The following is a 25,793-nucleotide window of genomic DNA, read 5'->3' on the forward strand; positions in this document are numbered from 1 at the left end:
CCGCCGTCAGCCCAGCCAGCCGCGGTCGCGCAGGGCGGCGGTGAAGGCGGCGTAGGAGTCCTCCAGCGCCCCGCGTTCCTTCTGGTGCGGTTCGATGTCCCGCCCGGTGCGGACCATCGCGGCGGCGGCCGTCGCGAGATCGGGGTGGAGGGTGCCGGAGGCGGCCAGCAGGGCGGCGCCGAAGGCGGTTTCGGCGTGGTCGGCGACGCGCAGCGGGCGGCCGAGGACGGTGGCGCGGATCCGGGTCCACAGCGGGCTGCGGCTGCCGCCGCCCGCCGCCCACAGCGGTCCCTCGACCGCCACGCCCAGCTCCCGCACCCGGTCCAGCGCCAGGCGCTCCAGGAAGGCGACGCCCTCCAGCGCGGCGCGGTGGCGGTCGGCGTCGTCGTCCGGGGTGCCGTGGACGAAGCCGCGGGCCGCGCCGCTGACGAACGGGAAGCGCTCGCCCTCGCGGCGCAGCGGATAGGCGATCACGGAGGCCGGGCCGCGGTCGGCGGCGGCCCGGTCGAGCGCGGGCAGCCGGTCGGCCGGGACCCGGGCGAGCGCCTCGCCGCCGGTGTTGGAGGCGCCGCCGGGCAGCCACCAGCCGTCGGGGTGGCGGTGGCTGTAGAGCGCTCCGGACGGATCGGTGACCAGCTCGCGGGTGACGCCCTTGAGGACGTAGGTGGTGCCCAGGATTCCGGCGAACTGGCCCGGCCGCACCGCGCCGGTGGCGAGCTGTCCGGCGCAGCCGTCGGTCATCCCGAGCCGGACCGCGCATCCGGCGGGCAGTCCGGTCTCCGCCGCGGCCTCCGGGCAGACGGTGCCGACGGCGGTGGCCGGTGCCTGGACCGGCGGCAGCCAGCCGCCGGGGACGCCGAGGGCGCCGAGGACCTCGTCCGGCCAGCCGCCCTCGCGCGGGTCGTAGCCGCTCTTGAGCGCGTGGCTCCAGTCGGTGGCCACCGGCGCCCCGGTCAGCCGGTGGCCGATGAGATCGGGGGTGTGGCGGATGTGCCGGGTCCGGCCGCTCCCGCGGCCGGAGTCGTCCGCCAGCCAGGCGATCCGGCCCAGCGCGGCGGTCGGGCCGACGGAGAGGCCGAGTGCCCGCCAGCGGTCGGCGCCGAGCTCCTGGGCGCGGGCGTTGAGCGCGGCCGCGCGGCGGTCGTCGTACATCAGGGCCGGACCGGTCGGCTCCCCCGCGCCGTCCACGGGGACGATCGTGCCGGAGGTGGCGGAGGTGGCGACCGCCACCACTTCCCGGCCGCCCGCGGGGAGCGCTCCGGTGGCCTGGCGCAGGGCCGAGGCGACCGCTGGCCACCAGGACCCGGCCGGCTGTTCGCTGTGGCCGCCCGGGCCGCGGTGCGGCGTCGGCAGGGCCGCGCGGCCCTCCGCCCGTACCCGGCCGTCCGCGTCGACGCACAGCACCCGTACCGCCGCCGTGGCGATGTCGATCCCGGCGACCACCTCACCCAGAACATCATGCATTCCGTTAAATTAACATGAGCGATGTGATTTCGGGGTGGGCCAGGACCTGGTTGCCGCCTGCGGGTCAGGTGGATGTTCCCGCCACCCGGACGTCGGTGCGCTCCCGCAACTCCGTGAGCAGCGACGGCTCCACGCCCCCGTCCACCACCAGATGGTCGAAGTCGTCCACCGGGCACAGCCGGTGGAGCGCGGTCCGCTTGGTCTTGGAGGCGTCCATCAGCAGTACCTTGCGGTGCCCCGCGGCCAGCATCGCCCGCTTGACCATCACCACGTCCTGCTCCTGGTGGTAGGTGGTCCGCGCGTCCATGGCAGAGGTGGACACCAGCACCATGTCCACCGAGAGCGCCTCGATGGCCTCCGCGCACGGCACCCCGAGGAAGGAGTCATGGGTGTGCGAGTACTCGCCGCCGAGCCCGATCAGCCGCGTCTGCGGTACCCCGGCGAAGACCTCCACCACCCGCCGCGCGTTGGTCACCACGGTCAGCGGGGCGGCCGCCACCAGCAGCCGGGCCAGCGCGAGCGCGCTCGTGGAGTCGTCCAGCATCACCGACATCCCGGGCTCGACCAGCTCCGCGGCGGCGGCCGCGACCGCCTCCTTCTCGGCCCGGTTGACGCCCATCCGGTAGTCCAGGCTGGATTCGAAGACCGACGAGGGCAGCGCCGAGACCCCGCCCCGGAACTTGCGCACCACCCCGAGCCGGGCCAGTTCGTCGAGGTCCCGGTGGACCGTCATCAGACTGACGCCGGTCAGCTCGGCCAGTTCCGCGGCGGTGGCGGTGGAGCGTTCGAGCACGTACTCGGTGATGGTCTGCCTGCGGGCGTCCTGGGAGCGGGCGGAGCCGCCGGAGGTGCCGGTGGAGGTCATGCCGGGGATTCTTCCGTACCGCCCGCGGGGCCGCGCCCGGTGGGGACGTTCAGCGAGCGCAGTGCCGCACGGTCCCCGGTCAGCTCGATCTCGGTCACCGCCGCGTTGTCCAGCCGCGGAAAGACCTCGCGGTAGCGGCCGGGGCGGATACCGAGCAGGGCGCACAACGCGGTGCGCAGCAGGGTGTTGTGCGCGACGACGAGGACCGTGCGCCCCGGGTGCGCGGCGGCGAGGGAGCGCAGCGCGGCGGCGGCGCGCTCCCCCGCCCGGCCGGGCGGCTCCGAGCCGGGGAAGGCGCCGGTCTCGGCGTCCCGCCGGAACGCCCGTACCGCTGCGGGGTCCTCGGCCTCCATCTCGGCGATGGTGCGGCCCTCGCCCCAGCCGAAGTCGACCTCGCGCAGCTCCTCGACGACCTCGGGCACCAGGCCCAGCGCCTTCGCCGCGGGGGCGGCGGTCAGCCGGGCGCGGCTCAGCGGGGAGCAGGCGACGGCGTCCGCGCCGCGCTCCGCGGCCCAGCGGGCGAGCGCCGCGGCCTGCCGGTGGCCCCGCTCGGTCAGGGCCACGTCCGAGATTCCGGCGTAGCGGTTCTCCGCGTGCCAGACGGTCTCGCCGTGGCGCACCAGCAGCAGTCGGGTGGTCATTCCGGGCGCCTCCACGCGTCGGCCATTGCCTGATCAAGTCTGGGATGTTAAATCTAGCATCGTTCATGTGATGTATCGCCGAAGGAAGGCCCCTATGCGCGTCCTCGCCGCCGGAGACCACTTCGTCACCCCCCGGCTGATCGCCGCGGCCCTCCACGACCGGCTCGGTCCGGCGGGCCGGTCCCTGGAGATCGCCGAGCTGACGCTGCCCTGGCCGCACGAGCCGTTCGGCCCGGTGGACGGGGTGACCGAGGCCAGCGGCAGCGAGGAGGGGCTGATCGAGGCACTGGCGGGCGCCGAGGTGTGTGTGACGCAGATGGCGCCCTTCACCGAGAAGGTCTTCGCCGCCCGCCCCGGACTGCGCCTGGTCGCCGTCTCCCGCGGCGGCCCGGTCAATGTCGACCTGGCCGCCGCCACCCGCGCGGGGGTCGCCGTCAGCTTCGCCCCGGGCCGGAACGCCGCTGCCGCCGCCGAGTTCGCGATCGTCATGATGCTCGCCGCGATGCGCCGGATCCCCGCAGCCGACGCCGAACTGCGCGGCGGGCGCTGGCGCGGCGACCTCTACGCGTACGAGGAGGCCGGAATCGAGCTGGACGGCGCGACCGTCGGGCTGGTGGGCTACGGGGCCATCGGCCGGATCGTCGCCCGGGTGCTGCGCGCCTTCGGCGCCCGGGTGCTGGTCGCGGACCCCTACACGGACCCGGAGGCCGCCCGCGCCGACGGGGTCGAACCGGTCGGCCTGGACGAACTCCTCGACCGCAGCGAGGTGGTGAGCCTGCACGCCCGGCTGACCCCGGAGACCCGCCATCTGCTGGACGCCGAGCGGATCGCGCGGATGAAACCCGGCGCCGTCCTGGTCAACACCGCGCGCGGCGGGCTGCTGGACTACGCCCCGCTGCCCGAGGCGCTGCGCAGCGGGCGGCTGGGCGCCCTGGCGCTGGACGTCTACGACATCGAACCGCCGCCCGCCGACTGGCCGCTGCACTCCGCGCCGAACGTCGTCACCACCCCGCACCTGGCCGGTGCCACCCGGCAGACGGCGCACCGCGCGGCGGCCATCACCGCCGCCGAGGTCGCCCGCTGGGTCCGCGGCGAGAAGCTCGCCCATCCCGCCCTCCCCGCCAACCCCGATGCCACGGAGGTCCGTACGCCATGAGCACCGACCGGGTGATGATCGGAGTCGATGTCGGCACCTCGGTGACCAAGGCCGTGGCCTTCGGCCGGGACGGGCGGGCCGTGGTGTCCGCGAGCCGCCCCAGCGGACTGGACCGGCAGGCCGGCGGCCGGGTCGAACAGGACCTGGAGGACGTGCTGCGCACCGTCGCCGAGGTGTGCCGCGAGGTCGCCGCCGCCCTTCCGGCGCCCCCCGTCGCACTCGCCCTGACCGGCCAGGGGGACGGTCTGTGGCTGCGCGACGCGGCGGGCCGGGCGGTGCGTCCGCCGATCTCGTGGATGGACGGCAGGGCGGGTGACACGGTGGCCCGCTGGCGCGCGGACGGCACCCTGCGCGCCCTGTGGGCCCGCACCGGCTCGGGGGTGTTCCCCGGCTGCCACGCGCCGCTGCTGGCCTGGCTCGCGGAGCACGAACCGCGGTCGCTGGAGCGGGCCGAGGTCGCGGGTTACTGCGTGGACGCGGTCGCCCAGCGGCTGACCGGGGTGATCGGCGTGGACGCCTCCGACGCCTCGCTGCCGTTCCTCGACGTCACCACCCGCCGCTATGTCCCGGACGCGCTGGAGATGTGCGGAATCGCCGCGTACGCACGGCTGTTGCCGGAGCCCTCGGCGCCCGGCGCGGTCGCCGCGCTGCACGCGGAGGGCGCCCGGCTGCTCGGGCTCCCGGCCGGACTCCCCGTCACCGCGGGCCCGTACGACCTGCCGGCCTGCGCCATCGGCAGCGGGGTACGGGAGCGGGGCGACGGTCTGCTGATCGTGGGCACCACCCTGGCCTGTCAGGTCCTCACCGACGACGCGCGGATCGACCCGTCCGCCGACCCGGCCGGGATGTGGCTGTGCACCCCCGACCCGGCGCGCTGGCTGCGGGCCATGCCCGCCATGGTCGGCACCGCGGCCCTGGAATGGGCGCTGGAGTTCACCGGGGCCACCACCGCCGACCTGGACGCGATACTCGGCACCAGCCCGCCCGGCGCCCGCGGGGTGACCGCGCTGCCGTTCCTGTCCGGGGCGGGCGAGCGGGCGCCGTTCGTCGAACCCGCCGCCCAGGGACGGCTCGACGGGCTCACCCTCGCCTCGACCCGAGCCGACGCGGTCCGCGCGGTCTGCGAGTCGATCGCCTACGCCGCCCGCCACTGCCTGGAGGCGGCCGGGCTCTCCGCGAGCCTGGCGCTGTGCGGCGGCGGCACCCGGTCCCGGGCCTGGACCCAGTTGTTCGCGGATGTCCTCGGCCGCGAGGTGCGCATCCCGGACGAGCCCGAGGTGGGGGCTCGCGGCGCGGTCGCCGTCGCCTGGGAGTGCCTCGGCGAGCCGGTCGACGCGGAGCGCTGGCAGGCCGACGCGCGGACCGTGGCACCGGATCCGGACCGCCGCGACATCTTCGAACGCGGCTACGCCGACTACCGTTCCCGGCTGGCCCGGGCCCTTGCCGTATGGCGGGAGAACGCCTCGGAACAGCGGGCCGAGGCCGCCCCGCAATAGCACATACGTGGGAAACTCCCCCGTGGGCGACACAAGATGTGGGGGTGCGTGCGTCGGCCGACACAAGATGTATGCTCGTGCTCGCTGTCGACGCAGGGGAATCCGGTGGGAATCCGGAACTGTCCCGCAACGGTGTACGTGTACGCATATGTGTACCCGTGAGTCCGATGACCCGTCGACGGCCGTCTGAACACGTCCGGGCCTCGCGGGTTGGGCCGTTGGACGCTGCGCGGTGTGCGTTCGTACGGTAGTGCGGATTCGTCATGCCCGTACGCGGCCATCGCACCCTCCCTCCTGGCCCCCAGCCGAGCGAGGGAGAACACTTCAGTGACCATCGCGCCCGCCGACCCGGTTTCAGAGGCAGCGGCTTCCCAGGCAGAGGCCGACGCTCCCGGGACCGCACTGCTGCGGACCCTCACCGGGCTCACCGCCGATCTGCCCGCCACCGACCCCGGCAAGGTCGCGGCCGCCGCCCTGCGCGGCCGTCACCCCGGCTCGGACGAGGCGGAGTTGCGCACCCTCGCGACCGAAGCGGCGGCCGGGCTGATCGCCGAGGAGCCGGAGTACTCCCGGCTGGCCGCGCGGCTGCTGGCCCTGGCGATCACCGAGGAGGCGGCCGGGCAGGGCGCGGTCTCCTTCTCGGCCTCGGTCGCGGTGGGCCACCGCGAGGGCCTGATCGCCGACTCCACCGCCGAGTTCGTCACCGCCCACGCCGCCCGGCTGGACGCGCTGGTGGACCGGGCGCTGGCCGACGGCGCCGACAACCGGTTCGGCTACTTCGGACTGCGCACCCTGCACAGCCGCTACCTGCTGCGCCACCCGACCTCCCGTCAGGTGATCGAGACCCCGCAGCACTTCCTGCTCCGGGTCGCCTGCGGTCTGGCCGAGGACCTCAGCGAGCGAGCCGTGGACGAGGTCGCCGAGCTGTACCGGCTCACCAGCACCCTGTCGTACCTGCCCAGCTCCCCCACGCTGTTCAACTCCGGCACCCGCCATCCGCAGATGTCCTCGTGCTACCTGCTGGACTCGCCGCTGGACGAGCTGGACTCGATCTACCACCGCTACCACCAGGTCGCGCGGCTGTCGAAGCACGCGGGCGGCATCGGGCTCTCCTACTCCCGTATCCGCGCCCGCGGTTCGCTGATCCGGGGCACCAACGGGCACTCCAACGGCATCGTGCCGTTCCTGCGCACCCTGGACGCCTCGGTGGCCGCGGTCAACCAGGGCGGCCGGCGCAAGGGCGCGGCCTGTGTCTACCTGGAGACCTGGCACGCGGACATCGAGGAGTTCCTGGAGCTGCGGGACAACACCGGCGAGGAAGCCCGCCGCACCCACAACCTCAACATCGCCCACTGGATCCCGGACGAGTTCATGCGCCGGGTCGAGGCGGATGCCTCCTGGTCGCTGTTCTCCCCCGCCGACGCGCCGCAGCTGGTGGACCTGTGGGGCGAGGAGTTCGACACCGCGTACCGCAAGGCCGAGGCCGAGGGCCGCGCGGTCAAGCAGGTCCTGGCCCGCCAGCTCTACGCCCGCATGATGCGCACCCTGGCGCAGACCGGCAACGGCTGGATGACGTTCAAGGACGCCGCCAACCGCACCGCCAACCAGACCGCCGAGCCCGGCAAGGTCGTCCACTCCTCCAACCTCTGCACCGAGATCCTGGAGGTCACCGACGACGGCGAGACCGCCGTGTGCAACCTGGGGTCGATCAACCTCGCCGTCCACCTGGGCAAGGGCGTCGACGGGGAACAGGCGATGGACTGGGAGCGGCTGGACGCCACCGTCCGCACGGCCGTGACCTTCCTCGACCGCGTGGTGGACATCAACTTCTACCCCACGGAAGAGGCCGGTGCCTCCAACTCCCGCTGGCGGCCGGTGGGTCTGGGCCTGATGGGCCTCCAGGACGTCTTCTTCCGGCTGCGGCTGCCCTTCGACTCCCCCGAGGCGAAGGAGCTGTCCACCCGGATCTCCGAGCGCATCATGCTGGCCGCGTACGAGGCGTCCTGCGACCTCGCCGAGCGCCACGGCCCGCATCCGGCCTGGTCCGCAACGCGCACCGCACGCGGTGTGCTGCACCCGGACCACTACACGGACGCGGTGGCCACCTGGCCGGAGCGCTGGGAGGCGCTGCGGCAGCGGATGGCGAAGTCCGGGATGCGGAACTCGCTGCTGCTGGCGATCGCGCCGACCGCGACGATCGCCTCGATCGCCGGTGTCTACGAGTGCATCGAGCCGCAGGTCTCCAACCTCTTCAAGCGCGAGACGCTCAGCGGTGAGTTCCTCCAGGTCAACTCCTACCTGGTGGACGACCTGAAGAAGCTGGGCGTCTGGGACGCCCAGACCCGCGAGGCGCTGCGCGAGGCCAACGGCTCGGTCCAGGACTTCTCCTGGGTGCCCGCGGACGTCCGGGCGCTGTACCGCACCGCGTGGGAGGTGCCGCAGCGCGCCCTGATCGACATGGCCGCGGCCCGCACCCCGTACCTGGACCAGAGCCAGTCGCTGAACCTGTTCATGGCCTCGCCGACCATCGGCAAGCTCAGCTCGATGTACGCCTACGCCTGGAAGCGGGGCATCAAGACCACCTACTACCTGCGTTCGCGCCCGGCGACCCGGATCGCCCAGTCCGCGCGCGGCGGTGGCGCGGCCGCCGCCACCACCCCCGTCTCCGTCCCCGTACAGCAGGTGGCGGCCGACGAGGACGCCATCGCCTGCTCCCTGGAAAACCCCGAGTCCTGCGAGGCCTGCCAGTAATGCCCACCGCATCCGAGATGACCACGGCGAACACCTCGCCCAACCGTCCGAAGAACCTGCTCGACCCGGGCTTCGAACTCACCCTGCGGCCCATGCGGTACCCGGACTTCTACGACCGCTACCGCGACGCGATCAAGAACACCTGGACGGTGGAGGAGGTCGACCTCCACTCCGACGTGGCCGACCTCGCCAAGCTCTCCCCGGGCGAGCAGCATCTGATCGGCCGGCTGGTCGCCTTCTTCGCGACCGGCGACTCGATCGTGGCCAACAACCTGGTGCTGACGCTCTACAAGCACATCAACTCCCCCGAGGCGCGGCTGTATCTGTCGCGGCAGCTCTTCGAGGAGGCCGTGCACGTCCAGTTCTATCTGACGCTGCTGGACACCTACCTCCCCGATCCGGACGACCGCGCCGCGGCGTTCGCCGCCGTGGAGAACATCCCCTCCATCCGGGAGAAGGCGGAATTCTGTTTCCGCTGGATGGACTCGGTGGAGAAGATCGACCGGCTGGAGTCCAAGGCCGACCGGCGCCGCTTCCTGCTCAATCTGATCTGCTTCGCGGCGTGCATCGAGGGGCTGTTCTTCTACGGCGCCTTCGCCTACGTCTACTGGTTCCGCTCCCGCGGGCTGCTGCACGGCCTGGCGACCGGCACCAACTGGGTGTTCCGGGACGAGTCGATGCACATGGAGTTCGCCTTCTCGGTCGTGGACACCGTCCGCCAGGAGGAGCCCGAGCTCTTCGACGACGAGCTCCAGCAGCAGGTCACGGACATGCTGAAGGAGGCCGTCCAGGCGGAGCTCCAGTTCGCCCGCGACCTGTGCGGCGACGGGCTGCCGGGCATGAACACCGAGTCGATGCGCGCGTACCTGGAGTGCGTGGCCGACCAGCGCCTGAAGCGCCTGGGCTTCCCCGCGGTCTTCGGCTCGGAGAACCCGTTCTCCTTCATGGAGCTCCAGGACGTCCAGGAGCTGACCAACTTCTTCGAGCGCCGCGCCTCGGCGTACCAGGTCGCGGTCGAGGGCTCGGTCTCCTTCGACGACGACTTCTGATCGCCTTAACCTCCCACCGGCACACACGCCACGGGCCGGACTCCCTGACGGGGGTCCGGCCCGTGGCGTCGGGCGAAGGGGCGCTCAGTCGTTGGGCACCGTCTCGTAGCGCGGGGTGCCCTCGGCCATCTGCCGCAGCACGTCCTTGCGGTCACGCTTGGAGAGCCGGTCGATGTAGAGGCGGCCGTAGAGGTGGTCGGTCTCGTGCTGGAGGCAGCGGGCGAAGTAGCCGGTGCCGCGCACCGCGACCGGCTTGCCCTCGGCGTCCTGGCCGCGGACCACGGCGACGTCCGGGCGGGGCAGCTCGGCGTAGGCGGCGGGGACGGACAGACAGCCCTCGTTGGAGTCGTCCAGCACCCGGCTCTCGGCGGGCAGCTCGTCCAGCACCGGGTTGCAGACCACGCCCACATGCCGGACGCCCTCGTCGTCCATGCAGTCGTAGACGAAGACCTTCAGGTCGACGCCGATCTGGTTGGCGGCCAGACCCACGCCCTCCGCCGCCCGCTGGCTGGCGAACATGTCGTCGACGAGCCGCGCCAGGTCGTCGCCGAACTCAGTGACGTCCTTGCACTCGCGGTGCAGCACCGGATTGCCGACGACGGTGATCGGGCGGGCGGTGCCGCGCTCGCGGTGAGTCCGCTCGCGCTCCTCGCAGTTCTCCGTGTCCACGATGAACTCGCCGTCCACCTGCTGTTCAGTCCCTTGCTGCGACATCGTCCGCCGTACGCCTTCCGTCAACCCTGATGCGTCGCCCTACAGAGTACGGCCCGCCCGGAGTGACACGGGCGTCAGCGGAGCCCCCACTGGCCGTCGGCGGGGGCGGGACGGGCCCGGAAGCGGGCCCGCGGGCGTCAGCAGACCTCTTCCAGATCCCGCCACTCACGGGTGTCCGGGCTGTCGGCGACCCAGCCGTCCAGCAGCCCCCGCACCAGCCCACTCGGCGCCGCGATCCCGCATTCGCGCTCGGCGACCCACAGCGAGCCCGAGCCGGCCGTGCGGTGCCCCAGCGGTCCGGGGTGGCCCGGCTCACTGTGGTCGTGCGGATCCAGGTGCTCGCCCTCGCCCTCGTCGCTGGGCATCCGGCTCTCCGAGCAGGAGCGGCACAGCAGCCGCACCGAGGACGACCAGTCCTCGGCGGCGAAGCCCGCGTCCGCCGCGAGCCGCTCCAGGGCGTCCCGGTCGGCCTCGGAGGCCGCCTCCAGCAGCACCACCCAGGTCGGCACCGGGGACGGCGCCCACAGCTCGATCTCGTCGAAGACGGGGTAGGCCGGGCCCGCGGAGGTCACCCGCTCACCGTGCGGAACGCCGTCGTGCAGCACCACCTCGCCCCAGCGCCGCCCGGAGGACGGCAGCGGGATGGACAGCACCTCGATCCGGGCCGGGTCCAGCCTGCGGCCCCAGACCACCTCGGCCTCGCCCTCCGGCGACAGCCGCACCGCGGCGCTGCCCAGCTCCATGCCCAGCGGCTCACCGGACGCGGACGCCTCCCCGGGAACCTTCAGCCCGTACGCCTGCCAGGCGCGGCGGGCCAGCGGCCAGTCCTGGAGGGCGGTGGCGGCGATGCCCACGTTCCACCAGTCGGGAGCGCCCGTCTCGCGGTCCAGCAGTGCGACCGCGCGCAGCCCGGCGGCGCGGGCCTGCTCCCAGTCGTGCCGGAACTTGTGCAGCAGGGCCAGGTTGAACCAGGACTCCGACAGCCACGGCTCCAGGTCGGCGGCGCGGGTCAGCAGCGCGCCCGCGTCCTCGTACCGGCCGTCGCCGATGAGCGTGAACGCACGGTCCGTGGCCTGCCGCCATGAGGCGGACGGCCGGTGCCGTACCTTGCCGAAGATCTTCACGATTCCCGCCTGCCGGTATCGAAATAGTCCCGAACCAGATGCCTTCGCGGACGGCGTCGCCCTCCCTGGAGGACAACCTGCCACACATTCGCGGACATCTCAGCCCGGCCCCTCTCGCTTCGGCCGGGACACGATGCCCACCACACCTCCTTGCCACCGGCCATCGGCCCGACACCCCTCTCCTCGCATCCAACCATGCCTTCTGGGAGACCCGCTCATTACCCGCGAGTTCTCGACCGGGACCGGCCGTGCACCGGACGGGACAGCACCGTGGCGAGCGCCTCGACCACCGCCGGGTCGAAGTCACGGGCCGTGGCCAGCCGCAGCCGCTCCAGGGCGTACAGCGCGGCCGCGCCCGCGGGGCCCGCCGGGCCGACCGCCCCACCGGCCGCCAGCTCGGTGTACGCGTTCACCGCGCGCACGATACGCGCGGTGAGCGGCTGGTCCCGATACGGATCGGCCTGCCGCTCGACAATCACCGCCACCTCGGCGGGTACCCCGGTCTGGCGTACCACAGCACCTCCCAGCAGCGCGATTCTGCGCTGTTCCGCCCCGGGCAGCGGTTCGGTGGCCCCGGCGGGCACCGGGTCGAGCAGCGACAGCTGCCCGATGTCGTGCATCAGCGCCGCGTACTCCAGCACGGTCAGCGCCGGTTCGGAAAGCCCCAGCTCACGGCCGACGGCCCGGCTGAGTTCGGCGACCCTGCGGGCATGGCCCGCGGGGGTGTACCCGGCTATCTCGGTCGAACGGGCCAGCGAGGCGATGGTCTGCCGGTAGGTGGCCCGTATGCCCGCGTAGCGGCGGAACGCGTACTGGATCAGCAGCAGCGGCACCGACAGCACCGGCAGCGCCCACAGCCCGGCGACGGCGGCCGCGAGTGCCATCACCACCCCCGTCGCGCAGATCGCCGACCCCACCCCGGGCAGCGCCCACAGCTCGTCGCGGAGCAGCGGGACGTACGGCCAGCCGGTGCGGGCCCGCGCCAGCGCGGCGGCCAGCACGGCGTCGCACAGCGCGGTCAGGGCCAGCAGCGCGAGCAAGTAGCCGACCACCAGCGGCCCCTGGCCGAACCACGAGGTCAACCGGCCGGTCTGGTACACCGGTTGGAAGCAGGTGGCGGCGAAGGCGACGGTGAGCACCCGGCGGGCGGTGTGCCCGGGGTCGGCCGGGCAGCCGAACGCCAGCCGCGGCACCATGCCCGCCAGGGAGGCGGCCACGACGACGGTGACGACCTGGAGGACACCGTGGGTGGTGGGCTCACCGCCGAGGCTGCCCAGCAGGGCGTAGCCGAGGGCACCAGCGGCGGCCACGGGCGCGGGCTCACCGCGCTGTTCGTGCGCCCCGCTCGCGCGCGGGAGCGTGGGCGGAACATCGGCGCACCGGATGGCCTCCCCGACGGCGATGAGCACCCCGAAGGCGAGCGCCGCCTCCGGCTCGCGCACCCCGTGCCACTCGGTCCAGCCGAGCGCGACAACGGCGAGCGCCCCGGCGGCGCCGTACACCCCGGCCACGGTGAGCGCCCCGGTCCGCCGCCCGCCCTCCGCCACGGCCCGCACCCGGCCCCGCCGTATCCGCCCCACCGCCCGCCCGTGCCGCCCGGCGAGCCGGTCGAGGGGACCGACGAACCGGCCAGGCGCCCCGGGCAGGCCCAGGACTCCGGTCGCCCCGGTGGTGTCCCCGGCTGCGGGCGGGTCCGGCCGCCCCTCCGGACCCGGCCCTCCCGGCGCCCTGGGAGGCCCGCCCCGGCGCCCCGCCGGGACCGGCGGGGCGTCCGGTGCGTCGTCACCGCGTGCCCGCCCGCGCGCGATGTGCCCGGCGGCGTCCTCGTCGCGGGTGCTGCGCCGCCGCTCGGCCACGTCGCGGTCACGGTCGCGGTCGCGGTCGGCCGTCATGGTGCACCGTCCGCGCTGTCCGGCTGCGCTGCCGGGGCGGACGGGCCGGGGGCCGCCGCGACGGCCGGTTCCGGGAGCGCCCGCCGCGCGCCCGCCGGAGCGTTTCCGCGCTCCTCACCGGCGGCGTCCGCCGTGACGGCCGCGTGCCAGCCGTGCCGGTCCAGGGCGCGGGCCAGGGCCCGCACCATCCGGGGGTCGAAGTGCGAGCCCGCGCACCGCTTGAGCTCCTCGACCGCGGTGGGCACCGGCCGCCCCCGCCGGTACGTACGCGTCGAGGTCATCGCGTCGAAGGCGTCGGCGACCGCGACCACCCGCGCGAACTCCGGGATCTGCGTCCCGGCGAGCCCGTACGGATAGCCGGTGCCGTCCAGCCGCTCGTGGTGGTGCAGGATGGCCGCGCGCGCCTCGCCCAGGAAGCCGATGCCGCGCACCATCTCGTGGCCGTACTCGGGGTGCAGTTCGATGATCCGGCGCTCGTCGGGGGTCAGCGGCCCGTTCTTGCGCAGGATCCGGGTGGGGACGCCCAGCTTGCCCACGTCGTGGAGGATGCCCGCGATCCGCAGCGCCTCGAGCCGGTCGCCGCTCATGCCCAGTTCCCGGGCGATCATCGCCGAGGCGCGGCCGACGCGTTCGCTGTGGCCCCGGGTGTAGCGGTCCTTGATGTCGACGGCCTGGACGAGGGCGCGGATGGTGGCCTGGTGGGCGGTGCGCTCCCGGTGGTACAGGGCGAAGACGCACGCGGAGACGTACATCGGCAGCAGCACCAGCAGGGCCGCCGCCGGCCCCCAGGCGCTGTGCCAGAGCACGGCCATGGCCAGCCCCGCGGACCCGTGCACCAGATGCGGGGCGAGCGAGCCGAGGACCCGGCCGCGCCAGGCGGCGCGCGGGGAGTGGCGCTCGGCGGTGACCAGCACCCCGCACTCCAGGGCGATCACGGCCAGGCAGAGCACGAGCGCGGCGACGGCCGCGGCGGCCAGGGCGGACGAGAAGCCGGGTGCGCCGGGCGCCCGGACGGCGTCGAGCGCCGCACGCCCACCGAACGCGGCGAACGTGTGTCCGGCGGCCCAGACGGCCAGGGCGAGCTGGGCGGCGTGCCAGATCCGGCGTACCCCGGCCGGTCGCCGTCCGACGGGCGCGAGCAGCGCGCCGGGCACCGCGACCAGCGACGCGGCGCCGGGAGGCAGCAGAAAAGCCCCGGCCAGAAGGACGGGGCTGTACCACTCCGGCCATGGGGCGCGGGTCCCGCGGGCCCCCGCCGCGTAGACCGCGGCGAGGAGGACAACGGAGGCCCAGGGAACGGCGGCCTGGGGCCGGAGGAGGGGGGCGGCACACAGCGCGGCGGCGAGCGCGGCGCACAGAACATAGACGCGCGCCCCGAGAGGAAGTGCCCGCACGGCGCCCTCCTCCCGGTCCAGGTCCGCCCTGTCCCCTGACGGGCGGGGCGGGTCAGATTCGGGAGAATAGAGCCGCGAACGGCGGGGACGACCGGCCGAGCCGCCCGATTGCACACCTTCGGGTGATGATCGGACCGCTGGGGCACGTCGCGCGGCGGTCACGCTCCGCCGCGGGTCACTCCTGGGCGGTGCTGGGGGTGCTCTCCGGGGCGGGGGTCTCCGCGGTGATCTCCCGCTCGGGGACGGTCTGTCCGGACCGGATCAGCTCGATCCGGCCCATGACCTTCGACCGGAGGTCGCTGGGTACGTCGTCATGGCCGCAGCACCGCTTGACCAGCTTCTTCACGGCCTTCTCCAGGCCGTACTTCTCCAGGCACGGGGAGCACTCGTCGAAGTGCACCTCGAATTTGGCGCAGTCGCCGTCCGGCATCTCGTGATCGAGGAACTCGTAGAGATGGTCGAGGACCTCGGAGCAATCCGTCTCGTGCGGCTCTCCGCAGCTCATGAGTCCGCGCCTTTCCGATCGTGCGACTCGTCCGCCGCGGCGGACGCGCCCGCCGGGACCAGCCCGCGCCCACGGGCGTAGTCCTCCAGCAGTCCACGCAGCTGACGGCGCCCCCGGTGCAGACGGGACATCACCGTACCGATGGGTGTACCCATGATGTCCGCGATCTCCTTGTAGGCAAACCCCTCGACATCCGCGAGGTAGACCGCGATGCGAAACTCCTCGGGAATGGCCTGAAGAGCCTCCTTGACATCGGAATCCGGCAGGTGGTCGAGGGCCTGTGACTCGGCGGAGCGCAGCCCGGTCGACATATGCGACTCGGCGCGCGCGAGCTGCCAGTCCTCGATCTCCTCGGCCGCGCTGCGCTGCGGTTCGCGCTGCTTCTTGCGGTACGAGTTGATGAACGTGTTGGTGAGGATGCGGTACAACCACGCCTTGAGGTTGGTGCCCTCACGGAACTGATGGAAGGACCCGTACGCCTTCGCGTACGTCTCCTGCACGAGATCCTCCGCATCGGCCGGATTGCGCGTCATGCGCAGCGCGGCGGAGTACATCTGGTCGAGGAAGGTGAGGGCGTCCCGCTCGAAGCGCGCATTGCGCTCGGCAGTCGTCTCCTCCGGGCGCTCGGCCGGCTCTCCCTCGTTGACGCCGTCGGTCTCTGCGTCGGTCCCAGTGACCTGACCCACCTCCTCCAGCTTCGCGGCGGGGCCGGATGCGGACCCGCTCGAATCGGAGAATAGACGACGATCCGGTCCGCCCGCCGCTTCGATCTTCGCGGTCTGCGCCCCTACCGCTTCCGTCCACTCCAGGTCAGCGGCGTGCGGGCGGGCCGGGCAAGCAAGCGAACCCATGCGGGGAACTCCCTTTCCTCGTGCGGTGCCATCGCGCGGTGAATACCGATGTCGGCTACAACGCCGGACCCGGCCCCGGCATTCCCGCGGCGCTCCGGGCCGGTGTGCTCGGCCCGGCCTCAGCCCAGGGCGCGCGGCAGCCACCCGGTGACCGCCCCGGTGATCACCGCGAGCGTCTCCGGTTCGCCGACCCCGGCCGACTTCGGCACCGCGAAGCCGTGGTCGCCGTGGGGCACCTCGACCAGTTCGGTACCGGCGGGCAGCTGGGGGAACTCCCCGGGGCGTCCGAACGGATCCCGTCCACCCTGGACGACCAGCGTCGGCACCCCGGCCCCCAGCAGCTCCTCGGCCCGGGACTTCTCCGGCTTGCCCGGCGGGTGCAGCGGGAAGGACAGCGCCAGTACGGCGGCGGCGCCCAGCTCACGGGCGGTCCGGCAGGCCACCCGCGCCCCCGCGCTGCGGCCGCCGGCGACCACCGGCAGTCCGGCCTTCTCCAGGGCGGGCCACAGGGCGCGCCAGCCGGTGTCGAGGGTCTTCGGCGCGGGCGCGACCTTCTTCCCGGCCACCCGCCACGGCTGCTCGACCAGGGCGACGCTCACCCGCTGCCCGGGCAGCTCGGCGGCCAGGGCGCGCAGGTCCCGCGCCTCGATCCCGCCGCCCGCGCCATGGCTCACGGCGAGCACGGCGTGGGCGCCGGGGGCGCGATGCCAGGTGATACGGGCATCACCGACCGGAGTCGGCACGGTTTCGGTCGTCTTCGTACTCACCCGGCCATCCTGCCGTGCGCCGGGGCCGGATCGCACGGGGCACCACCGGGGGCCGATCAGAAGAGGGTGGCCTCCTCCGGCGCCTCCAGCTCCGTCACCAGCTCCGGCCCGTTGTTGCGAACATCACTCACCCCGGTCCCGACCGGGTACGCGCGCAGCAGACCCGCAGGCGGCGGGGCCAACAGCGGACGCAGATCGTCCGGATCGGTACGGGCGGGATCCAGCCATTCCGCCCAGCGGTCCTCGGTGAGCACCAGCGGCATCCGGGGATGAATATCGGCCAGCGAGCGCGGCCCGGCACCCTCGCCCGCCGTATCCCCGGCCTCCGCCGCTCCGGCCACCTCGGCGAACGGCTCCTGCTCCGCCTCCGTGGTGATCACAGTGCAGGTCACCCACCACGCCCGCGGGTGCTCGTCCGGCAGCGTCCGGTCCCGCCAGAACTCGTACAGCCCGGCCATCGCCATCACCGAACCGTCCACCGGGGTCACGAAGTACGGCTGCTTGCGCGGCCGTTTCCGCTTCCCCCTCTCCTCCAGCTGCCGCTCCGAGGATCCGGTGACCCACTCGTAATAGCCGTCGGCGGGCAGGATGCACCGGCGCGAGGCGAACGGCCGCCGGTACGAGGGCTTCTCGTGCACCGTCTCGGCCCGGGCGTTGATCATCTTCACCCCGCCCTCGGGCGACTTCGCCCAGGACGGCACCAGTCCCCACTTCAGCGCCCTGAGCTGGCGGACCGGACGCGGCCCGGCGGCGTCGGCGCCGTTCTTCAGCGGGCGTTCGAGCACCGCGTACACGCCCTTGGTGGGCGCGACGTTCCAGTCGGGCGCCAGAGTCTCTTCCGGCTCCCACTTCTCCACTCCGAAGAGCCCGGCGAGATCCTCCGGCCTCCGGCTCGCTGCGTATCGACCGCACATAGGTGCCACACTGCCACGACGCCCGGGCCCGGTGGCCGCCGAGCCGGGAATCGAGCCCGACGGCCGGAAGACGGCCGACCGCAACGCCAGCCGCGAGGAGCCGCCCGCCCATGGACGCCACGAACGCCGCCGAGCTGTGGGACCGCGTCGTCGGGACCCAGCCGGACCCCACCACCTGGCTGGTCGCCTCCACCGGGCTCGTCGCACTGGCCGTGGTGGTCTACCGGACCACCTGGCGGATCACCCGCAACGCCATCACCATCGCCCACGAGGGCGGCCACGGGCTGGTCGCGCTGCTCAGCGGGCGGCGGCTGGACGGCATACGACTGCACTCGGACACTTCGGGGCTGACCGTCTCCCGCGGCAAGCCCACCGGCCTCGGCATGGTCCTCACCGCCGCCGCCGGGTACACCGCGCCCTCGCTGCTCGGCCTGGCCGGTTCCTGGCTGCTGGCCTCGAACCACATCACCGCCCTGCTGTGGGGGGCCACGGCGCTGCTCGCCGCGATGCTGGTGATGATCCGCAACGCGTACGGAGTGCTCACGGTCGTGGTCACCGGTGCCGCCTTCTTCCTCGTCTCCTGGCTGACCGGATCGGAGGTGCAGGCGGCGTTCGCCTACGCGGCGGTGTGGTTCCTGCTGCTGGGCGGCGTCCGCCCGGCGTTCGAGCTCCAGCGCAAGCGCCGGCACGGCGGCGCGCATGACTCCGACCCCGATCAACTGGCCCGCCTCACCGGCATTCCGGCCGGTGCCTGGCTGCTGATGTTCCACGTCGTCTCGCTGTGCTCGCTGCTCGCGGGCGGTCGCTGGCTGCTGGGGATGTGAGCCGTACGAGCCCCCGGCGTACCTCGTGCGCCACATGGCCCAGGGCTGTGTTTCGACTGGGTTTCGCCACTTTTGATCAAGAATCGCACTCTCGGCGAACCACTAAAGTGAAACCCATGACCGGCATTGAGACCTCCCCGGGCGCACACCCCGCCCTCTGGCCCGCTCCGACCGCCGACGGAGCGGTGGACGCGACCGTCACCGTGCCCGGATCCAAGTCGGTTACCAACCGCGGTCTGATCCTGGCCGCGCTCGCCGCCGAACCCGGCTGGCTGCGCCGTCCGCTCCGCTCCCGCGACACCCTGCTGATGGCCGAGGCGCTGCGGGCGATGGGCGTGGGCATCGAGGAGGGCGTCGGCCCCGACGGCGGCGGTGAGGTGTGGCGGATCATCCCGGCGGGGCTGCACGGCCCGGCCACCGTCGACGTCGGCAACGCGGGCACCGTGATGCGCTTCCTGCCGCCGGTCGCCGCCCTGGCCGACGGCCCGGTCCGGTTCGACGGCGACCCGCGCTCGCACGAGCGCCCGCTGCACGGAGTGATCGACGCGCTGCGCGCGCTCGGCGCCCGGATCGACGACGACGGCCGCGGCGCGCTGCCGATGACCGTCCACGGCGGCGGAGCGCTGGACGGTGGCCCGGTGCGGATCGACGCCTCGTCCTCGTCCCAGTTCGTCAGCGCGCTGCTGCTGTCCGCGCCGCGCTTCAACCAGGGTGTCGAGGTGCGCCATGTCGGCGCCGCGCTGCCCTCCCTGCCGCACATCCGGATGACCGTGGACATGCTGCGCGCCGTGGGCGCCCGGGTGGACACCGCCGAGGCGGGCGGCGAGCGGGGTGTCTGGCGGGTGGCGCCGAGCGCGCTGCTCGGCCGCGACCTGGTCGTCGAGCCGGACCTGTCCAACGCGGCGCCGTTCCTGGCCGCCGCCCTGGTCACCGGCGGTCGGGTGACCATCCCCGACTGGCCCGAGCACACCACCCAGCCCGGGGACGAGCTGCGCCGGATCTTCGTCGAGATGGGCGGCTCCTGCGAGCTGACCGAGACCGGTCTGACCTTCACCGGCACCGGCCGGATCACCGGTATCGACGCCGATCTGCACGAGGTGGGCGAGCTCACCCCGGTGATCGCGGCGGTCGCGGCGCTCGCCGACTCCGAGTCGGTGCTGCGCGGCATCGGCCATCTGCGGCTGCACGAGACCGACCGGCTCGCCGCCCTCGCCAAGGAGATCAACGGGCTCGGCGGCGAGGTCACCGAGACCGAGGACAGCCTGCGCATCGTCCCGGCCCCGCTGCGCGGCGGGATCTTCCACACCTACGAGGACCACCGGCTGGCCACCGCCGCCGCCGTCATCGGTCTGGCCGTCGAGGACGTCCAGATCGAGAACGTGGCGACCACCGCCAAGACCCTGCCCGACTTCCCCGGCCTGTGGACCGGCATGCTCGACGCGACGACACCCTCGGCGCGGAGAGCCTGAGAGCCCTCCGCCATGCGCCGCTACGGCAAGCACACCGACGAGGACGACGTCCGGGTCCGCCCCAACCGCAAGGGGAACCGCCCGCGCACCAACATCCGCCCCAAGCACGAGGACGCCACCGAGGGGTTTGTGCTGACGGTCGACCGCGGACGGCTCACCGTCCTGGTCGAGGACCGCACCATCCTCGCCATGAAGGCCCGTGAGCTGGGCCGCAAGGGTGTTGTGGTGGGCGACCGGGTCGCCGTCGTCGGCGATCTGTCCGGCGACAAGGACACCCTGGCCCGGATCGTCCGGGTCGAGGAACGCTCCTCGGTGCTGCGCCGGACCGCCGATGACGACGACCCGTACGAGCGGGTGGTGGTCGCCAACGCCGAGCAGCTGGCGATCGTCACCGCGCTCGCCGACCCCGAGCCCCGGCCGCGGCTGATCGACCGCTGTCTGGTGGCCGCCTTCGACGCGGGTCTGGAGCCGCTGCTCTTCCTCACCAAGTCCGATCTGGCCCCGGCCGACACGCTGCTGGAGACATACGAGGCACTGGGCGTGCCCTATGTCGTTACCAACCGGGACGAACTGACCGACGGTCAGGCGGCGGAACGGGTGCGGGAGCGGCTCGCGGACCGGATCACGGTTTTTGTCGGCCACTCCGGCGTGGGCAAGACGACCCTGGTCAACGCGCTGGTGCCGGACCGCAGGCGGGCCACCGGCCGGGTGAACGCGGTCACCGGCCGCGGCCGCCACACCACCACCTCGGCGCTCGCCCTCCCCCTCCCGGACGACAAGGGATGGGTGATCGACACCCCCGGGGTGCGCTCCTTCGGGCTGCACCACGTGGACCCGGCGCGGGTCATCCACGCCTTCCCGGACCTGCAGCCGGGCACGGCGGAGTGTCCGCGCGCATGCAGCCACGACGAGCCGGACTGCGCGCTGGACCAGTGGGTGGCCGACGGCCACGCCGACCCGGCCCGGCTGTACTCGCTGCGGCGGCTGCTCGCCACCCGGGAGCGGCGCGAGGGGGACTGACCCCGGCCCCCCGGCCACGTTTGCCACCCCCGACGGGAGGTAAATGGATAATCGCATCAAGGCACCCTCCGGCGAAGGCAGCCGTCAGCGGTTCGGGAGGAATCTCTATGGCGTGGCTGCTGGTCGTGGTCGCCGGGCTCCTCGAGACCGGGTTCGCCGTCTGTCTCAAGCTCTCGCACGGCTTCACCCGCGTCTGGCCCACGATCGCCTTCTGTGTGTTCGCCCTCGGCAGCTTCGGACTGCTGACGCTGGCGCTGAAGAAGCTGGACGTGGGCCCGGCGTACGCGGTGTGGACGGGGATCGGGGCGGCCGGCACCGCGATCTACGGCATGGTCTTCCTCGGCGATCTGGTCTCCACCCTCAAGATCGTCTCCATCAGCCTGGTCATCGTCGGGGTGATAGGGCTCCAGCTCTCCGGCTCGGCTCACTGAGCGGCGCGGAGGTGAGCGCACCGCGCACCACCGTCGCCACGTCCGCCGCCGGGGCGGGGGCGACCACATACGCCAGCGCCAGCCGCGCGGCGGTGTCGCAGGCGCGGGCCAGCTCCCCCGGTCCGCCGCGTGGCCATTGATCCGCCAGCAGCCGCACCGACCGCTCCCGGACCTGGCTCAGCAGTTCGACCGGCGTGGGCAGCGGCGCCATGGTCTCCGCCCGCTCCGCGGCCCGGGGCCGCAGCGAGCGCGACGGCCGCGGGGGCGCCGGGTCGAGCCGTACGGGCGCGGGCAGCCGGTCCCCCCAGCAGCCCGTGAGCACCGCCCGCACCAGCGGATTCTCGGTCGCGGTCCGTACCGTCCAGACGGCCGCGGCGGCCAGCCGCTCCCCGGGGTCCACGGGGCCGGGCGGCTGGGTGAGCGCCTGTTCCAACCCGCTCAGATAGGCGTCCGCCTCGCGCCGCAGCAGGGCGCGGGCCAGTCCGTCCTTGCCGCCGAACTCGTTGTAGAGGGTCTGCCTCGAGACCCCGGCGGCCGCGGCGACATCGACCATCCGGACCGCCGCCCAGGAGCCTTCCGCGAGCGCGGTGTAGGCCGCGTCCAACAAGGATTCGCGCGCTGCGGGCACCGTCACCTCCCCAGCCGGGTGCGGACAGAATTGACGGGCCGCCAGATACTGTCAAGGGATCCGGTGCGCTCCGACGCACCCGGGCCACGGCCGCGCTCATGTGGCTTCGGTTCATTCCGTATCGATACTGTTCGGCCATGCCCGACTACCACGATGACCTGCGCCTCGGCCATGTGCTGGCCGACGCCGCCGACGCCACGACCATGGAGCGGTTCAAGGCCCTCGACCTCCAGGTCGAGACCAAACCCGACATGACACCGGTGACCGAGGCCGACAAGGCGGCCGAGGAACTGATCCGCAGCCAGTTGCAGCGCGCCCGGCCGCGTGACGCCGTGCTCGGCGAGGAGTTCGGCAGCGAGGGCAGCGGACCGCGCCGCTGGGTCATCGACCCGATCGACGGCACCAAGAACTACGTCCGCGGGGTCCCGGTCTGGGCCACCCTGATCGCGCTCATGGAGCGCGGCGAGGGCGGCGACCGGCCGGTGGTCGGGGTGGTCTCGGCTCCGGCCCTGGGCCGCCGCTGGTGGGCCGCCGAGGGGCTCGGGGCGTACACCGGACGGAGTCTGTCGTCCGCCAGTCGGCTGCGGGTCTCCGGGGTGACCCGGCTCGCCGACGCCTCGTTCGCGTACTCCTCGCTCAGCGGCTGGGAGGAGCGGGGGAAGCTGGACGGCTTCCTGGGGCTGACCCGCGCCTGCTGGCGCACCCGCGGCTACGGCGATTTCTGGCCGTACATGATGGTCGCCGAGGGCTCGGTGGACATCTGCGCCGAGCCGGAGCTGTCGCTGTGGGACATGGCGGCGAACGCGGTGATCGTCCAGGAGGCGGGCGGCCGCTTCACCGGGCTGGACGGGGTACCGGGTCCGAACAGCGGCGATGCGGCGGCATCCAACGGACTGCTCCACGGACCGCTGCTGGATCACCTCCGGTCCTGAGCCCGGGCCACTCCGGATCCGTTCAGACTGTCAATCGGCGCGCAGGAGCCAGGAAGCGGCAGATCCGCTTCCGCGCGCCCTTGTTGAGTCCGCCAAAGCATGTGAACATGAGAATCCAGGACCTTGTGAACTTGTGCATCCTTTCACAGGCGCCTCCGGCGCCGGGTGTTCGCACCCTGGATGCACCAAGGAGGTGGCTCCATCCATGCCCATGCACGTCCGTGACGCCATGAGCTCGGTGGTCCTCACCATCGGCCCCGCGCATACGCTCCGCCAGGCCGCCCGGCTGATGTCGGACCGCCGGGTCGGATCGGCCATCGTGCTCGATCCCGACACCAGCGGCCTCGGCATCATCACCGAGCGCGACATCCTCAACTCCCTGGGCGCGGGCCAGGATCCGGACCACGAGACCGCACACGCCCACACCACCGCCGACGTCGTCTTCGCCGCCCCCGGGTGGACGCTGGACGAGGCGGCGCGCACGATGGCCCATGGCGGTTTCCGCCATCTCGTCGTGCTCGACGCGGGTGATCCCGTCGGGGTGGTCTCGGTGCGCGACATCATCCGCTGCTGGGCCCCGGTCCCGCAGCCCGCGATGGCCTGAGACCTCCGGGCCGGAGCATCCGGGCCGGAGCATCGGGCGCGGCCCGGCCGGCCCCGGGGCGCGCCGTACGGGGCGCCCCGTCCGAGGCACACGGAGAGGCCGGAGCCCACTGGCGTCCGGCCTCTCCGGTTCTGTACGACAAGCGCCCGTCAGCCGCGCAAGGCCTGGACCGCGGCCTCCAGTCGCTTGCCGTAGTCGGCGTCCGCCTTGCGGAAGTTCTCGATCGCCCGCTGCGCGATGTCATCGCGCGACACCTGCGAGATGAACCCCGCGAGGTTGGCGATCAGGCGCTCCTTCTCCTCGTCCGACATCAGCCGGTAGAGGTTGCCCGCCTGGACGAAGTCGTCGTCCTCGGCGTGTGAGGGAGTCTCGTGGTCACCGGTGCGGCCGGAGACCGCGACCGGCTGCCACAGCGGCCGACCGGTCTGCGCCGGGCCGCCGAAGCTGTTCGGCTCGTAATTCTTGGCGCCCGCGTGACGGCCGTCGTACAGGAGGCCGTCCCGGCCGTGGGTGCGCGCCTCGGTGGCGTGCGGACGGTTCACCGGCAGGTGGTCGGCGTTGATGCCGACGCGGTAGCGGTGGGCGTCGCCGTAGGCGAACAGCCGGCCCTGGAGCATCTTGTCCGGGGACGGGCCGATGCCCGGCACCAGATGGGCCGGCGAGAAGATCGACTGCTCGACCTCGGCGAAGATGTTCCGCGGGTTGCGGTTGAGCTCCAGCTTGCCGATCTCGATCGGGGGGTAGTCCTCGTGCGGCCAGACCTTGGTCAGGTCGAACGGGTTGAAGCGGTAGGTCGCCGCGTCCGCCTCGGGCATGATCTGCACCTGGACGGTCCAGCCCGGGAAGTCCCCGCGCTCGATGGCCTCGCGCAGATCGCGCTGGTGGCTGTCGGGGTCCTTGCCCGCGATCACCTCGGCCTCCTCGGAGGTGAGGTTCTTGATGCCCTGGTCGGTCTTGAAGTGGTACTTGACCCAGAAGACCTCACCGGCGTCGTTGTTCCACTGGAAGGTGTGCGAGCCGAAGCCGTCCATGTGGCGGTACGAGGCGGGGATGCCGCGGTCGCCGAACAGCCAGGTGACCTGGTGGGTGGACTCGGGCGACAGGCCCCAGAAGTCCCAGACGTTGTCCGCCTCCTGCGAGCCGGTGTACGGGTCGCGCTTCTGGGTGTGGATGAAGTCGGGGAACTTGATGGCGTCCTTGATGAAGAACACCGGGGTGTTGTTCCCGACGAGGTCGTAATTGCCCTCTTCGGTGTAGAACTTCAGCGCGAAACCGCGCGGGTCGCGCACCGCGTCCGCCGAGCCGAGGTTGCCGGCCACCGTGGAGAAGCGCAGGAACGTCTCGGTCTGCTTGCCGACCTCGGAGAGGAACGCGGCGCGGGTGTAACGCGTCACATCGGCGGTCACCGTGAAGGTGCCGTACGCACCGGCGCCGCGCGCGTGGACGATCCGCTCCGGGATCCGCTCGCGGTTGAAGTGGGCCAGTTTCTCGATCAGGTGCTGGTCCTGGATCAGACCCGGACCGCCGGCACCGGCCGTCTCGCTGTTCTGGTTGTCCGCCACCGGAGCGCCGGACTCCGTGGTCAGCGGACCAGCGATGTTCTCCTGGACCGTCACGTGCGCCTCCTGCGTACTCGCGTCCTGACCCCTCGGTCCGGGGTGAGGACCACCCTACATTAGACTTTGTCTAAGTCAAGAACGCCTGGAGAGTGATACCGGATCTGGCCATGGACTCGCCCGCTGCTACCCTTGTCCTTATCTGACTGATAGGTGAATGGCATGAGTGACCTGCTGGAACGGCTCCGGGGACGGGGCTGGCGACTGACCGCGCAGCGGCGTGTGGTCGCCGAGGTCCTCGACGGGGACCACGTGCACTACACCGCCGACGAGGTTCACGCGCTGGCGGCCGACCGCCTGCCCGAGATCTCGCGCGCCACGGTGTACAACACCCTCGGTGAGCTCGTCTCTCTCGGCGAGGTGATCGAGGTCAGCACCGACGGCCGGGCCAAGCGCTACGACCCGAACGCCCACCACGCCCACCAGCACCTGGTGTGCGCGCGGTGCGGCACGATCCGCGATGTCCACCCCACCGGTGACCCGCTGGCCGACCTCCCGGCGCCGGAGCGCTTCGGCTTCGCGGTCTCCGCGGTCGAGGTGACCTATCGCGGACTGTGCCCCGACTGCGCGGCCGCCTGACGCCCCCGTCCTGGGAAGCCCCGCTCCTGTTCGCGGAGCCGGGCTTCATCTTGGCCGAATCACGACATGACGAAGGGCCCGGATCCTGAGGATCCGGGCCCTTCGTT

At 72.9% G+C, this 25,793-nt stretch carries 24 protein-coding genes and 1 riboswitch; of the genes, 11 read left to right on the forward strand and 13 right to left on the reverse strand.

Features of this window, described 5'->3' with window-relative positions:
• Positions 1–6: 6 nt before the first annotated feature.
• From HUT19_RS13525 to HUT19_RS13535, 3 genes are all read right to left on the reverse strand, one after another.
• Positions 7–1,464, reverse strand: a complete 1,458-nt coding sequence (locus HUT19_RS13525; RefSeq protein WP_176180718.1) for an FGGY-family carbohydrate kinase — start codon at positions 1,462–1,464, stop codon at positions 7–9.
• Positions 1,465–1,528: 64 nt separating this feature from the next.
• On the reverse strand, positions 1,529–2,329 hold the full coding sequence (locus tag HUT19_RS13530) for a DeoR/GlpR family DNA-binding transcription regulator (protein ID WP_176180719.1): 801 nt from the start codon (positions 2,327–2,329) through the stop codon (positions 1,529–1,531).
• On the reverse strand, positions 2,326–2,970 hold the full coding sequence (locus HUT19_RS13535) for a histidine phosphatase family protein (RefSeq protein ID WP_176180720.1): 645 nt from the start codon (positions 2,968–2,970) through the stop codon (positions 2,326–2,328). Before HUT19_RS13535 ends, HUT19_RS13530 begins: the two co-directional genes overlap by 4 nt.
• A gap of 94 nt (positions 2,971–3,064) precedes the next feature.
• Between HUT19_RS13535 and HUT19_RS13540 the strand changes: the two genes are divergently transcribed.
• From HUT19_RS13540 to HUT19_RS13555, 4 genes are all read left to right on the forward strand, one after another.
• Complete coding sequence (locus HUT19_RS13540; protein ID WP_176180721.1) at positions 3,065–4,126, forward strand: 2-hydroxyacid dehydrogenase; 1,062 nt, start codon at positions 3,065–3,067, stop codon at positions 4,124–4,126.
• Positions 4,123–5,622: an FGGY-family carbohydrate kinase gene (locus tag HUT19_RS13545; protein ID WP_176180722.1), complete on the forward strand. Its 1,500-nt coding sequence runs from the start codon at positions 4,123–4,125 to the stop codon at positions 5,620–5,622. Before HUT19_RS13540 ends, HUT19_RS13545 begins: the two co-directional genes overlap by 4 nt.
• 71 nt (positions 5,623–5,693) lie before the next feature.
• Positions 5,694–5,817: riboswitch (cobalamin riboswitch) on the forward strand.
• Between the two features lie 132 nt (positions 5,818–5,949).
• Positions 5,950–8,373 carry a ribonucleoside-diphosphate reductase subunit alpha gene (locus tag HUT19_RS13550; RefSeq protein WP_176180723.1) on the forward strand — a complete coding sequence of 808 codons (2,424 nt, stop codon included), beginning with the start codon at positions 5,950–5,952 and terminating at the stop codon, positions 8,371–8,373.
• A 17-nt stretch (positions 8,374–8,390) separates the two neighbouring features.
• On the forward strand, positions 8,391–9,422 hold the full coding sequence (locus HUT19_RS13555) for a ribonucleotide-diphosphate reductase subunit beta (RefSeq protein ID WP_176180724.1): 1,032 nt from the start codon (positions 8,391–8,393) through the stop codon (positions 9,420–9,422).
• Between the two features lie 84 nt (positions 9,423–9,506).
• Here the strand turns inward: HUT19_RS13555 and def are convergent, their stop codons facing one another.
• The 8 genes from def to HUT19_RS13595 all read right to left on the reverse strand — a co-directional run bounded on the left by def (position 9,507) and on the right by HUT19_RS13595 (position 17,583).
• Positions 9,507–10,136 (reverse strand): peptide deformylase, encoded by a 630-nt coding sequence (gene def, locus HUT19_RS13560; protein WP_176180725.1) that lies wholly within the window; start codon positions 10,134–10,136, stop codon positions 9,507–9,509.
• 137 nt (positions 10,137–10,273) lie between these two features.
• A complete protein-coding gene (locus HUT19_RS13565; RefSeq protein WP_176180726.1) occupies positions 10,274–11,260 on the reverse strand; it encodes a hypothetical protein in 987 nt (328 codons plus the stop codon).
• A 218-nt stretch (positions 11,261–11,478) separates the two neighbouring features.
• Positions 11,479–12,762, reverse strand: coding sequence for an HD-GYP domain-containing protein (locus tag HUT19_RS13570; RefSeq protein ID WP_176186840.1), 1,284 nt, complete (start codon positions 12,760–12,762; stop codon positions 11,479–11,481).
• Positions 12,763–13,148: 386 nt separating this feature from the next.
• The gene (locus tag HUT19_RS13575) at positions 13,149–14,546 is read right to left on the reverse strand and encodes an HD-GYP domain-containing protein (protein ID WP_176180727.1); all 1,398 of its coding nucleotides are present in this window, start codon (positions 14,544–14,546) and stop codon (positions 13,149–13,151) included.
• A 175-nt stretch (positions 14,547–14,721) separates the two neighbouring features.
• Positions 14,722–15,051 carry a mycothiol system anti-sigma-R factor gene (gene rsrA, locus HUT19_RS13580; protein WP_176180728.1) on the reverse strand — a complete coding sequence of 110 codons (330 nt, stop codon included), beginning with the start codon at positions 15,049–15,051 and terminating at the stop codon, positions 14,722–14,724.
• Positions 15,048–15,737: a sigma-70 family RNA polymerase sigma factor gene (locus HUT19_RS13585; protein WP_217712367.1), complete on the reverse strand. Its 690-nt coding sequence runs from the start codon at positions 15,735–15,737 to the stop codon at positions 15,048–15,050. Before HUT19_RS13585 ends, rsrA begins: the two co-directional genes overlap by 4 nt.
• 284 nt (positions 15,738–16,021) lie before the next feature.
• On the reverse strand, positions 16,022–16,669 hold the full coding sequence (locus HUT19_RS13590) for an alpha/beta family hydrolase (RefSeq protein WP_176180730.1): 648 nt from the start codon (positions 16,667–16,669) through the stop codon (positions 16,022–16,024).
• Between the two features lie 56 nt (positions 16,670–16,725).
• A complete protein-coding gene (locus HUT19_RS13595) occupies positions 16,726–17,583 on the reverse strand; it encodes an SOS response-associated peptidase (protein ID WP_176180731.1) in 858 nt (285 codons plus the stop codon).
• 110 nt (positions 17,584–17,693) lie between these two features.
• Between HUT19_RS13595 and HUT19_RS13600 the strand changes: the two genes are divergently transcribed.
• From HUT19_RS13600 to HUT19_RS13615, 4 genes are all read left to right on the forward strand, one after another.
• Positions 17,694–18,407 (forward strand): M50 family metallopeptidase, encoded by a 714-nt coding sequence (locus HUT19_RS13600; protein WP_176180732.1) that lies wholly within the window; start codon positions 17,694–17,696, stop codon positions 18,405–18,407.
• A 116-nt stretch (positions 18,408–18,523) separates the two neighbouring features.
• On the forward strand, positions 18,524–19,876 hold the full coding sequence (gene aroA / locus HUT19_RS13605) for a 3-phosphoshikimate 1-carboxyvinyltransferase (RefSeq protein ID WP_176180733.1): 1,353 nt from the start codon (positions 18,524–18,526) through the stop codon (positions 19,874–19,876).
• A 12-nt stretch (positions 19,877–19,888) separates the two neighbouring features.
• A complete protein-coding gene (gene rsgA, locus HUT19_RS13610; RefSeq protein WP_176180734.1) occupies positions 19,889–20,896 on the forward strand; it encodes a ribosome small subunit-dependent GTPase A in 1,008 nt (335 codons plus the stop codon).
• A 107-nt stretch (positions 20,897–21,003) separates the two neighbouring features.
• Positions 21,004–21,327, forward strand: a complete 324-nt coding sequence (locus HUT19_RS13615) for a multidrug efflux SMR transporter (RefSeq protein ID WP_176180735.1) — start codon at positions 21,004–21,006, stop codon at positions 21,325–21,327.
• On the opposite strand, the gene HUT19_RS13620 is transcribed toward HUT19_RS13615, so the two are convergent.
• Entirely contained in the window at positions 21,281–21,955 is a 675-nt protein-coding gene (locus tag HUT19_RS13620) for a TetR/AcrR family transcriptional regulator (RefSeq protein WP_176180736.1), read from the reverse strand. The genes HUT19_RS13615 and HUT19_RS13620 overlap by 47 nt on opposite strands.
• Positions 21,956–22,092: 137 nt before the next feature.
• Between HUT19_RS13620 and hisN the strand changes: the two genes are divergently transcribed.
• The gene (gene hisN, locus HUT19_RS13625; RefSeq protein WP_176180737.1) at positions 22,093–22,887 is read left to right on the forward strand and encodes a histidinol-phosphatase; all 795 of its coding nucleotides are present in this window, start codon (positions 22,093–22,095) and stop codon (positions 22,885–22,887) included.
• 211 nt (positions 22,888–23,098) lie between these two features.
• Positions 23,099–23,491, forward strand: a complete 393-nt coding sequence (locus HUT19_RS13630) for a cyclic nucleotide-binding/CBS domain-containing protein (protein ID WP_176186842.1) — start codon at positions 23,099–23,101, stop codon at positions 23,489–23,491.
• 149 nt (positions 23,492–23,640) lie between these two features.
• On the opposite strand, the gene HUT19_RS13635 is transcribed toward HUT19_RS13630, so the two are convergent.
• Positions 23,641–25,107 (reverse strand): catalase, encoded by a 1,467-nt coding sequence (locus tag HUT19_RS13635; RefSeq protein ID WP_176180738.1) that lies wholly within the window; start codon positions 25,105–25,107, stop codon positions 23,641–23,643.
• 162 nt (positions 25,108–25,269) lie between these two features.
• Here HUT19_RS13635 and HUT19_RS13640 point away from each other — a divergent pair, with 162 nt between their 5' ends.
• Positions 25,270–25,686, forward strand: a complete 417-nt coding sequence (locus tag HUT19_RS13640; RefSeq protein ID WP_176180739.1) for a Fur family transcriptional regulator — start codon at positions 25,270–25,272, stop codon at positions 25,684–25,686.
• Positions 25,687–25,793: the final 107 nt, after the last annotated feature.

It is taken from the genome of Streptomyces sp. NA02950 (genome assembly GCF_013364155.1).
Classification (GTDB): domain Bacteria; phylum Actinomycetota; class Actinomycetes; order Streptomycetales; family Streptomycetaceae; genus Streptomyces.

Coding starts and splice junctions, on each gene's coding strand:
- rsgA (WP_176180734.1), top strand. CDS start 19,889: ATGCGCCGCTACGGCAAGCACACCGACGAGGACGACGTCCGGGTCCGC.
- rsrA (WP_176180728.1), bottom strand. CDS start 15,051: ATGAGCTGCGGAGAGCCGCACGAGACGGATTGCTCCGAGGTCCTCGAC.
- HUT19_RS13530 (WP_176180719.1), bottom strand. CDS start 2,329: ATGACCTCCACCGGCACCTCCGGCGGCTCCGCCCGCTCCCAGGACGCC.
- HUT19_RS13535 (WP_176180720.1), bottom strand. CDS start 2,970: ATGACCACCCGACTGCTGCTGGTGCGCCACGGCGAGACCGTCTGGCAC.
- hisN (WP_176180737.1), top strand. CDS start 22,093: ATGCCCGACTACCACGATGACCTGCGCCTCGGCCATGTGCTGGCCGAC.
- HUT19_RS13615 (WP_176180735.1), top strand. CDS start 21,004: ATGGCGTGGCTGCTGGTCGTGGTCGCCGGGCTCCTCGAGACCGGGTTC.
- HUT19_RS13555 (WP_176180724.1), top strand. CDS start 8,391: ATGACCACGGCGAACACCTCGCCCAACCGTCCGAAGAACCTGCTCGAC.
- HUT19_RS13540 (WP_176180721.1), top strand. CDS start 3,065: ATGCGCGTCCTCGCCGCCGGAGACCACTTCGTCACCCCCCGGCTGATC.
- HUT19_RS13600 (WP_176180732.1), top strand. CDS start 17,694: ATGGACGCCACGAACGCCGCCGAGCTGTGGGACCGCGTCGTCGGGACC.
- aroA (WP_176180733.1), top strand. CDS start 18,524: ATGACCGGCATTGAGACCTCCCCGGGCGCACACCCCGCCCTCTGGCCC.
- HUT19_RS13545 (WP_176180722.1), top strand. CDS start 4,123: ATGAGCACCGACCGGGTGATGATCGGAGTCGATGTCGGCACCTCGGTG.
- HUT19_RS13595 (WP_176180731.1), bottom strand. CDS start 17,583: ATGTGCGGTCGATACGCAGCGAGCCGGAGGCCGGAGGATCTCGCCGGG.
- HUT19_RS13630 (WP_176186842.1), top strand. CDS start 23,099: ATGCACGTCCGTGACGCCATGAGCTCGGTGGTCCTCACCATCGGCCCC.
- def (WP_176180725.1), bottom strand. CDS start 10,136: ATGTCGCAGCAAGGGACTGAACAGCAGGTGGACGGCGAGTTCATCGTG.
- HUT19_RS13640 (WP_176180739.1), top strand. CDS start 25,270: ATGAGTGACCTGCTGGAACGGCTCCGGGGACGGGGCTGGCGACTGACC.
- HUT19_RS13525 (WP_176180718.1), bottom strand. CDS start 1,464: ATGCATGATGTTCTGGGTGAGGTGGTCGCCGGGATCGACATCGCCACG.